The 8,486-nt window shown below is 72.2% G+C and carries 10 protein-coding genes; 6 read left to right on the forward strand and 4 right to left on the reverse strand.

Annotated features, from left to right (window positions below):
* Nucleotides 1-9: 9 nt before the first annotated feature.
* The 6 genes from AC3WQZ_RS12985 to AC3WQZ_RS13010 are packed head-to-tail and all read left to right on the forward strand — an operon-like array spanning nucleotide 10 to nucleotide 4,942.
* Nucleotides 10-1,017: a FecCD family ABC transporter permease gene (locus tag AC3WQZ_RS12985; RefSeq protein ID WP_492300675.1), complete on the forward strand. Its 1,008-nt coding sequence runs from the start codon at nucleotides 10-12 to the stop codon at nucleotides 1,015-1,017.
* Nucleotides 1,014-1,856 (forward strand): ABC transporter ATP-binding protein, encoded by an 843-nt coding sequence (locus AC3WQZ_RS12990; RefSeq protein ID WP_439668199.1) that lies wholly within the window; start codon nucleotides 1,014-1,016, stop codon nucleotides 1,854-1,856. Before AC3WQZ_RS12985 ends, AC3WQZ_RS12990 begins: the two co-directional genes overlap by 4 nt.
* Nucleotides 1,849-2,481: a cob(I)yrinic acid a,c-diamide adenosyltransferase gene (gene cobO / locus AC3WQZ_RS12995; RefSeq protein WP_439668197.1), complete on the forward strand. Its 633-nt coding sequence runs from the start codon at nucleotides 1,849-1,851 to the stop codon at nucleotides 2,479-2,481. Before AC3WQZ_RS12990 ends, cobO begins: the two co-directional genes overlap by 8 nt.
* Before the next feature lie 33 nt (nucleotides 2,482-2,514).
* The gene (cobT, locus tag AC3WQZ_RS13000; protein ID WP_010814915.1) at nucleotides 2,515-3,555 is read left to right on the forward strand and encodes a nicotinate-nucleotide--dimethylbenzimidazole phosphoribosyltransferase; all 1,041 of its coding nucleotides are present in this window, start codon (nucleotides 2,515-2,517) and stop codon (nucleotides 3,553-3,555) included.
* Nucleotides 3,552-4,376: an adenosylcobinamide-GDP ribazoletransferase gene (locus AC3WQZ_RS13005; protein ID WP_051398493.1), complete on the forward strand. Its 825-nt coding sequence runs from the start codon at nucleotides 3,552-3,554 to the stop codon at nucleotides 4,374-4,376. Before cobT ends, AC3WQZ_RS13005 begins: the two co-directional genes overlap by 4 nt.
* Complete coding sequence (locus AC3WQZ_RS13010; protein WP_058697776.1) at nucleotides 4,361-4,942, forward strand: histidine phosphatase family protein; 582 nt, start codon at nucleotides 4,361-4,363, stop codon at nucleotides 4,940-4,942. The genes AC3WQZ_RS13005 and AC3WQZ_RS13010 overlap by 16 nt, the downstream gene beginning before the upstream one ends.
* Here the strand turns inward: AC3WQZ_RS13010 and AC3WQZ_RS13015 are convergent, their stop codons facing one another.
* Genes AC3WQZ_RS13015 through cobU form a run of 4 tightly spaced genes read right to left on the reverse strand, consistent with a single transcriptional unit; the run spans nucleotide 4,943 to nucleotide 8,426 of the window.
* Nucleotides 4,943-5,848, reverse strand: coding sequence for a cobalamin-binding protein (locus AC3WQZ_RS13015; protein WP_492300679.1), 906 nt, complete (start codon nucleotides 5,846-5,848; stop codon nucleotides 4,943-4,945).
* Nucleotides 5,849-5,866: 18 nt separating this feature from the next.
* Nucleotides 5,867-6,886: a threonine-phosphate decarboxylase CobD gene (gene cobD / locus AC3WQZ_RS13020; protein WP_058697774.1), complete on the reverse strand. Its 1,020-nt coding sequence runs from the start codon at nucleotides 6,884-6,886 to the stop codon at nucleotides 5,867-5,869.
* Entirely contained in the window at nucleotides 6,883-7,857 is a 975-nt protein-coding gene (locus tag AC3WQZ_RS13025; RefSeq protein ID WP_010814910.1) for a CobD/CbiB family cobalamin biosynthesis protein, read from the reverse strand. The genes cobD and AC3WQZ_RS13025 overlap by 4 nt, the downstream gene beginning before the upstream one ends.
* Nucleotides 7,851-8,426 carry a bifunctional adenosylcobinamide kinase/adenosylcobinamide-phosphate guanylyltransferase gene (gene cobU / locus AC3WQZ_RS13030; RefSeq protein ID WP_492294266.1) on the reverse strand — a complete coding sequence of 192 codons (576 nt, stop codon included), beginning with the start codon at nucleotides 8,424-8,426 and terminating at the stop codon, nucleotides 7,851-7,853. The genes AC3WQZ_RS13025 and cobU overlap by 7 nt, the downstream gene beginning before the upstream one ends.
* Nucleotides 8,427-8,486 lie beyond the last annotated feature (60 nt).

The following is an 8,486-nucleotide window of genomic DNA, read 5'->3' on the forward strand; positions in this document are numbered from 1 at the left end:
GGGCGCGCCATGTCTGAGTTCCGGCGCGCCCTGGCGATCTGGCTGGTGCTGGCGCTCGCGGCGCTGCTGGCGTTCGCGTTGTCGCTGGCGCTGGGCAGCGTGCCGCTCGATGCGCGCGAGCTCTGGCTTGCGCTCAGCAGTGCCGACACCGGCACCCCCGCAGCGATCGTGCGCGAACTGCGGCTGCCGCGCGCGGCAGCGGCGTTTGCCTGCGGCGGGCTGCTGGCCCTGTCCGGCGCGCTGATGCAGGTGCTGCTGCGTAACCCGCTGGCCGAGCCCTATGTGCTGGGCGTGTCGGGCGGCGCCTCCACTGCCGCGCTGCTGGCCATGCTGCTGCTGGCCCCGTGGTGGGGCGTTCAGGCCGCCGCCGCCGCCGGTGCACTGGCGGCGATGGTGCTGGTGGCGTCGCTGGCGCGGCGCGACCTGCTGCATCCGCAGGTGCAGGGCGGCCACCGCGAGGCGGGCGCCCGGCTGTTGCTGACCGGCGTGATCCTGGCCGCGGGCTGGGGCGCGGTCATTTCCCTGATCCTCTCCATTGCGCCGGAGTCGCGCCTGCGCGGCATGCTGTTCTGGCTGACCGGCGACCTGGGCGGCACCGCCGCCTACGGCGGCGCGCTGGCCATGCTGGTGGTGGCGCTGCTGCTGGCCATGCCGATGGCGCGCGCGCTCAACGTGATGCTGCTGGGCGAGACCGTGGCGCAGTCGCTGGGCGTGCGCGTGGGCCGCGTGCGGCTGGCCACCTTCCTGCTGGCGTCGCTGTGCATTGCCGCTGCCATTACCACGGCCGGCTCGATCGGCTTTGTCGGGCTGGTGGTGCCGCATCTGGTGCGCCTCGCCTGGGGCAACGACCAGCGCCTGCTGCTGCCGGCCGCCACGCTGCTGGGCGGCGCGCTGCTGATGGCCGCCGACCTGATCGCACGCACCGTGGTCGCGCCCGCGCAGCTGCCGGTGGGCGTGATCACCGGGCTGCTGGGCGTGCCGACCTTCCTCTACCTGCTGCTGCGGAGGCCGCGATGAGCCAGGCCCCGCACTGGTCCCATCCGCTCACTGCCTGTCCGCAGCTCGTGCTGCGCGATGTGAAGCTGCGCACCGGCCAGCGCGTGCTGGTGGAGCGCCTGACGATGACCATCGGCGCGGGGCAGCTATGGTGCATTGCCGGGCCCAACGGTGCTGGCAAGTCCACGCTGATGACGGTGCTGGCCGGGCTGCGCCACGCCGACGGCGGCAGCGCGGAGATCGACGGCGCCGCAGCGGCGCAGATCGCGCCGGCGGTGCTGGCGCGCCAGCGCGCCTACCTGCCGCAGGCCGTGCATGACACCTTCTCGATGTCGGTGCAGGATGCCGTGCGCGTGGGGCGGCATCCGCACCTGTCCGGCTGGGGCTGGACCGGGCGCGAGGATGACCGCATCGTGCAGGAAGTGATCCGAGCGATGGATATTGAAGCGCTGGCCGCGCGCGATGTGCTGACCCTGTCCGGCGGCGAGCGCCAGCGCGCCTCGCTGGCCGCGGCGCTGGCGCAGCAGGCGCCGCTGCTGCTGCTGGACGAACCGGTCTCGCACCTGGACCTGCGCCACCAGATCCTGGTGCTGGAACAGCTGGCCGCGCTGGCCCGGGCCGGGCGCCATGCCATCGTGGTGATCCTGCACGACCTGACGCTGGCGCTGCGCTACGCCACCCACGCCCTGCTGATGGCCGAAGACGGCACTACGCTGCATGGCACTGCCGCCCAGGTGCTGACCCCTGAACACTGCTCGCGCGCGCTGCGCACCGCCATCGTCAGCGTCACCGACGGCGCGCATACTGCGCTGATTCCCGACGGCGCCGCCCCACCCATACCCCACACACGTCATGACTGATACCCAGAACCCGCCTGCAGAAGACCCGGACCGCGATGCCCGCCACAAGGCGCGCATGGAGCGCAAGAAAGAAATCGTCGACGCCAAGATTGCTGCCGCGCAGGATGAGCGCGGCGTGATTGTCATCACCACCGGCAACGGCAAGGGCAAGTCCAGCTCGGGCTTTGGCATGGTGGTGCGCGCGCTTGGCCACGGCATGCGCACCGGCGTGGTCCAGTTCATCAAGGGCGCGCAGCCCACCGGCGAAGAGATGTTCCTGCGCCGCTTCCCGGACGAGTGCGCCTTCCACGTGATGGGCGAGGGCTATACCTGGGAAACGCAGGACCGCGCCCGCGACGTGGCCAAGGCCGAGGCTGCCTGGGAAGTGGCGCGCAGCATGCTGCGCGACCCCGGCATCGGCCTGGTGCTGTTCGATGAGCTGAACATCGCGCTCAAGCTGCACTATCTTGATGTGGAGCAGGTCATTGCCGACCTGCGCGCGCGCCCGCCGATGCAGCACGTGGTCATCACCGGCCGTGGCGCGCCGCCGGCGCTGGTGGAGACGGCCGACACCGTCACCGACATGACGCCGGTCAAGCATGCCTTCCAGCAGGGCATCAAGGCGCAGCGCGGCGTCGAGATGTAGCCGCATCGTTTTTGAATACAAGGTCAACGCATCATGCAGTTTCCGGAAATCACTCCCCTCGACGATGCCCTGCGCCCCGAGCTGCAGGCCGCCATCGACGACAAGACCAAGCCGCTCGGCGCACTGGGCCGGCTGGAATCGCTGGCCTTGCAGCTGGGCCTGATCCTCGGCACGGCGCGGCCGGTGTTGCAGCGCCCGACGGTGATCGTGTTTGCCGCCGACCACGGCGTGGCCGACGCCGGTGTCAGCGCCTATCCGGCCGAGGTCACCGCGCAGATGGTGCAGAACTTCCTGGCCGGCGGCGCGGCGATCAATGTGTTCTCGCGCCAGCACGGCATTGCGCTGGAGATCGTCGACGCGGGCGTGCGCGCGCCGCTGCCGGCGGCACCGGGCCTGGTCAACTGCCGCATTGCCGACGGCACCCGCAACTTCGCCGTCGAACCCGCGATGACGCCGGAGCAGGCCGCCGCGGCGATGACCGCGGGCATGGCGCGCGTGCTGCGCCATGCGCAGCAGGGCTGCAACGTGATCGGCTTCGGCGAGATGGGCATTGCCAACACTTCAGCGGCCGCGTGCCTGATGCAGCGGCTGACCGGCCTGCCGCTGGCAGACTGCATCGGGCGCGGCACCGGGCTGGACGATGCCGGCCTCGCGCGCAAGCGCGAGGTGCTGGAGCGCGCGCTGGCGCTGCATGCCGATGCGCAGGCGCCGCTGGACGTGCTGGCCACCTTCGGCGGCTTCGAGATCGCGATGATGGCAGGCGCCTTCCTGGCCGCCGCCGCGAGCCGCATGGTGATCCTGGTCGATGGCTTTATCGCCACGGCTGCGCTGCTGGTGGCGCAGCGCCTGGACCCCAATGTGCTGCAGTACTGCGTGTTCACGCACTGCTCGCATGAGCGCGGCCACCGTGCGCTGCTGGACCAGTTCGGCGCCGCGCCGCTGCTGGCGCTGGACCTGCGCCTGGGCGAGGGCACGGGCGCCGCGCTGGCGTGGCCGTTGCTGGCCTCGGCGGCGGCATTCCTGAACGAAATGGCGACCTTCAGCGGCGCCGGCGTCAGCACCGCCTCGCCATGAGCGTGCCGTCCGACCCGGTGCCTGCACAAGCTGGCCCCGCCGGCGTGGCCGGCGAGCTGCGCTATTTCCTGACGGCGCTGGGCTACTTCACGCGCGTGCCGCTGCCGGGCTGGCTGGCGCGCTGGGCCGGATTCGAACCGCATTACCTGCACGCCGCCGCGCGCTACTTCCCGCTGGTCGGGCTGCTGGTGGGCGGCGTGGGCGCGCTGGTCACCTGGGGCGCGATGCTGTGGTGGCCGTCCGGCGTGGCCGTGCTGCTGGGCATGGCCGCCACGTTGCTGCTGACCGGCGCCTTCCATGAAGACGGCCTGGCCGATTGCGTCGATGCCTTCGGCGGCGCGTGGCAGCGCGAGGACGTGCTGCGCATTATGCATGACTCGCGCATCGGCGCGTTCGGTGCGATCGCGCTGGTGGTGGCGTTGCTGCTCAAGTGGCAGTTGCTGGTGGCGATTGCCGGGCGCGGCGGGTTGATGGTGCTGCTGGCGGTGATCGTCGCCGCGCATGCCGCCAGCCGCGCGATGGCGGTCAGCTATCTGGCCACGCTGACCTACGTGCGCGCGCAAGGCAAGGCCAAGCCGGTGGCGCAGAAGCTGGCCGGCGCGGGGCTGGCGTTCGCGCTGCTGTGCGGGCTGGTGCCGCTGTGGCTGGTGTCGCCGTGGTTCTGCGCGGCGGCAGTGGTCGCGCTGCTGGGGCTGCGCCTGCTGCTCGGCCGCTACTTCGTGCGCCGCATCGGCGGCTATACCGGCGACTGCCTGGGCATGGCCCAGCAGTGCGCCGAGATCCTGCTCTACCTGGTGGCCGCGGCATGGATGTGGTCCTGATCCGCCATGCGCAGCCGCAGGTGCCGGCGGGCACCTGCTATGGCTGCCTCGACCTGCCGCTGGTGGCGCCGCTGGCGCCCGCAGCGGCGCGGATCGCCGCGGGCCTGCCCACGCCTGATCGCATTGTCGCCAGCCCGCTGGCGCGCGCGCTTGGCACCGCGCAGGCGCTGGTGCAGGCGCTGCCGGGCGGCGCGCCGGCCATCGATACCGAACCCCGGCTGCGCGAGATCGATTTCGGCAGCTGGGAGGGCGTGGCCTGGGATGCGATCGACCGCGCCGCGCTCGACCAGTGGGCGGCCGACCTGCTGCACGCGCGCCCGCATGGCGGCGAAGCGCCGGCGCAGGCGATGGCGCGGGTTGCCGGCTGGGCGGGAACGCTTGCCACGGATCGCGCTGAATGTCTCTGGGTGGTCGGCCATGCCGGCCCGATGCGCATGCTGGCCGCGCACTGGCTGGGCGTGCCGCTGGCGACGACGGTCAACTGGGCGTTGGGCTTCGGGGCCAGTTGTGGCTTCACGCTGGGGCCGGGAGAGGTCCGGCTCGGCTGGTGGAACCGCGCCGCCTGATCAGCGTGCGGGCCGGCGCTTGCGCGCCGTTTCGAGGTCCTTGCAGATCAGCTCGGCGCCTTGCGCCACGCGCGGACCGGCGCGGTTGACCAGGTCGCCGTCGATCACGAACAGGTTGTTGCGCGCCACCGCCGTGACCTGCTTCCAGTGCCGCCACATCTCGAAATCCGGCAGCGGCTGATCCGAGCGCGTGGCGCCCATGCCCGCCGTCAGCATCGCCTCCGGGTTGCCCGCGATCACCGCTTCGACCGACACCGTCGGCACCAGCGGCGTCTCGGCCGCGAACAGGTTGCGCCCGCCGCACAGCGCCAGCATGTCGCTGACCAGGTGCTGGCCGTTGAGCGTCATCAGCGGCTGCTGCCAGACCTGGTAGAACACCGTCACCGCCGGGCGGGCCGCGTAAGTCTTGCGTAGCGTCTCCACCTGCTGGCGGAAGCCGTCGGCAGCGCGCCGCGCGATGGCTTCGGTGCCCAGCAGCGTGCCGAGCTTCTCCATGTTCTCCGGGATCGCGGCCAGCCTGCGCGGCTCGCTGTAGAACAACGGGATGCCGAGCGCGCGCAGACGGTCGGTCTGCCTCTGCGCATTGCCGTGGCGCCAGACCACGATCAGGTCCGGCTTGAGCGCGGCGATGCGCTCCAGGTCCAGCGCCTTGTTGTCGCCCACGCGCGCGATCTCGCGCGCCTGCGGCGGGTAGTCGCTGTAGCTGACCGTGCCGACGATGCGGTCGCCGCCGCCGGCCGCGAAGATCATCTCGGTGACGTGCGGCGCCAGCGAGATCACGCGGCGCGCGGGCTGCGGCAGTGTCACCGTCTGGCCAGCGTCGTCGACGGCAGACACCGTGGCGGCGGCAGGCAGGGCTGCCAGCAGCAGCGTGGAAGCGATAACGGGCGTCAGGCGGTTCAGCATGGAATCGGGGAAAGTGGTTCAGGCAGTGACCGCGGCCAGTGCCGCGTCCAGCCGCTGCCAGGCGTGCGGCTGGTCCGGCGGCAGGCCCAGGCGCAGGCTCGGCGGGCAGCCGCCGGCGGCGTCGAAGCAGCGGGTCCAGACGCCATGTTGCGCGAGCCCGTGCTGCAGCCGTGCGGCGTCGCCATGCGGCACCCAGCAGAACAGCGGATGCATCACCGGCGCCAGGCCATGGCGGTCCAGCAGCGCGGCCAGCTTCGCCCCGCATGCTTGCAGCCGCGCGCGGGTGGCATCCTGCCAGCCGTGGTCGGCCAGCGCATGCCGCGCGACCTCGCGTGCCGGGCCCGATACGGTCCAATGGCCCAGGCGCTCGCGCAGCGCGTCCAGCAGTGCCGGCTGCGCCAGCACGAAGCCGCAGCGGATGCCGGCCAGGCCATAGAACTTGCCGATCGAGCGCAGCACCACCAGGCCGGCCTTGCCGCTGTGCGCGGCCACCGAGCCATCGGGCAGGCAGTCGATAAAGGCTTCATCGACCAGCAGCGTGCCGCCGCGCGCCGCCAGCTTCGCGTGCCAGCGCAGCAGCGTTGCGGCGGGCAGCATGCGGCCGGTCGGGTTGTTCGGGTTGACGACGACGAGATGGTCGAGCTCGTCGGCCAGCGCCGCCTGCGCGAAAGCCGCTTCATCCAGCGGCGCCACCGCATGGCCCGCGGCAGCGAAGGCCGGCGCGTATTCGCTGTAGCCGAGCGCGGCGATGCCCACGCGGCCCGGGCGCAGCAGACCCGGCAGCGTGCGGATGGCGGCCTGCGAGCCGGCGACGGGCAAGGCCCGCGGCGCGCCGCAGGCCTTTGCGGCCAGCTCGGCCAGTCCGTCGTCATCCTGCGGCAGCCGTTGCCACGCTTGCGCAGGCAGCGCCGGCACCGGATAGCCGTCGGGATTGATGCCGGTGGACAGGTCGAGCCAGTCGCCGGCGGGGCGGCCGTAGCGGCGCACCGCGGCAAGCAGGTCGCCGCCGTGGCGGATCGGGGGCAGGGCGCTGCTCATGCCGGCGTGGCAAGCGCAAGGACGGCCAGCGCGCTGGCGCCTGCCAGCGCCAGCCACAGCCACAAGGTGCGCTCGACCAGCCGCAGGCAGGCCGTCACGTGCGCGGCTTGCGGCGCGGGTCCGGCGCCCAGCGGCGGGCGTTGCTCGATCTCGCCGTGATAGCGCGCCGGGCCGCCGAGTCGCACGCCCACCGCACCGGCGCCCGCGGCCATCACGGGGCCGGCATTGGGACTTGACCATGCCGGCGCCTGCGTGCGCCAGCAATGCAACGCCTGCGCGGTGGCGCCGAGCAGCGCATAGGACAGCGCGGTCAGGCGCGCGGGCACGAGGTTGAGCCCGTCGTCGATGCGCGCCGCGGCCCAGCCGAAATACAGCAGCCGCGGCGTACGGTAGCCCCACATCGCATCGAGCGTATTGGCCAGCCGGAACACGATCACGGCGGGCGCGCCGCCGACCAGGAACCAGAACAGCGCGCCGAAGACCGCGTCGTTGCCGTTTTCCAGCGCCGACTCGCAGGCGGCACGGGCCAGTGCTTCAGCATCGGCATCGGTGGTGTCGCGCGAGACGATGCGCGCGGTCAGCGTGCGCGCGGCGGGCAGGTCTGCCGCGGCAAGGGCGGCGGCGATCGGGGCGATATGCTGGTGCAGGCTGCGCGCGCCGAGTGCGGCGTACAGTGCCACCGCATGCAGCGCCAGGGCGGCAACAGGATGCAGGCCGGCCGCAGCGTCGACCAGCCACCATGCGAGCGTTGCCGGCACCAGCACCAGCACACACCAGCCGGCGAGACCGGCAAGGCGCTGGCGCCAGGGCGCACCGCGGTGCGGCGCAGGGTTGAGCCGCCGCTCAAACGCGGCAGCGATGCGGCCGAAGCCCACCAGCGGATGCCAGCGGCGCGGCTCGCCCAGCCAGAGGTCCAGCAGAACGCCCGTCAGTGCCGCTGCCACGCATGCCGGCCAGGCCAGCATCAGCATGTGGGATCGGCGCCCTTCACCGCAACCGGAATGCCTGCCACCATCAGCCGCACGCAGTCGGCGGCGGCGGCCAGCTTCTGGTTCAGGCGGCCCAGTTCATCGACATAGAAGCGGGTGATGGCGCCCATCGGGATCACGCCGAAGCCGATCTCGTTCGAGACCAGGATCACATGGCCCGGCAGCGTCGGCAGCGCCGTGAGCAGCGCTTCGATTTCCTCGGTGAAGGCATCCGGCGGCGTGATCACGCCATGCTCGGGATACGCGCGGCCGTCGGGGAAGATCAGGTTGTTCATCCACAGCGTCATGCAATCCACCAGGATGCAGCCGTCGTGGCGCGCGTTGGCGTAGAGCGCATCGGCCAGGTGCACCGGCTCTTCCACCAGGCGCCAGTCGGCCGGGCGGCGGGCGCGGTGCAGGGCGATGCGGACCTCGAGCTCCTGGTCGGCGTGCGCCAGGTCCTGGTGCGCGGTGGCGATGTAGGTGACCGGGCCGCCGGTGATGGTGGCATGGTCGGTGGCGAGCTGTTCGGCGTAATGGCTTTTGCCGGAACGCGCGCCGCCCAGCACCAGGGTGAGCTGGCGGTTACCGTGTCCGCCGGCGGCACGCGGCTGGGTGGCGGTGTCGGGGGC

Source organism: Cupriavidus sp. FW305-26, from assembly GCF_058787975.1.

Coding starts and splice junctions, on each gene's coding strand:
- AC3WQZ_RS13005 (WP_051398493.1), top strand. CDS start 3,552: ATGAGCGTGCCGTCCGACCCGGTGCCTGCACAAGCTGGCCCCGCCGGC.
- AC3WQZ_RS12985 (WP_492300675.1), top strand. CDS start 10: ATGTCTGAGTTCCGGCGCGCCCTGGCGATCTGGCTGGTGCTGGCGCTC.
- AC3WQZ_RS12990 (WP_439668199.1), top strand. CDS start 1,014: ATGAGCCAGGCCCCGCACTGGTCCCATCCGCTCACTGCCTGTCCGCAG.
- cobT (WP_010814915.1), top strand. CDS start 2,515: ATGCAGTTTCCGGAAATCACTCCCCTCGACGATGCCCTGCGCCCCGAG.
- AC3WQZ_RS13015 (WP_492300679.1), bottom strand. CDS start 5,848: ATGCTGAACCGCCTGACGCCCGTTATCGCTTCCACGCTGCTGCTGGCA.
- cobO (WP_439668197.1), top strand. CDS start 1,849: ATGACTGATACCCAGAACCCGCCTGCAGAAGACCCGGACCGCGATGCC.
- AC3WQZ_RS13010 (WP_058697776.1), top strand. CDS start 4,361: ATGGATGTGGTCCTGATCCGCCATGCGCAGCCGCAGGTGCCGGCGGGC.
- AC3WQZ_RS13025 (WP_010814910.1), bottom strand. CDS start 7,857: ATGCTGATGCTGGCCTGGCCGGCATGCGTGGCAGCGGCACTGACGGGC.
- cobD (WP_058697774.1), bottom strand. CDS start 6,886: ATGAGCAGCGCCCTGCCCCCGATCCGCCACGGCGGCGACCTGCTTGCC.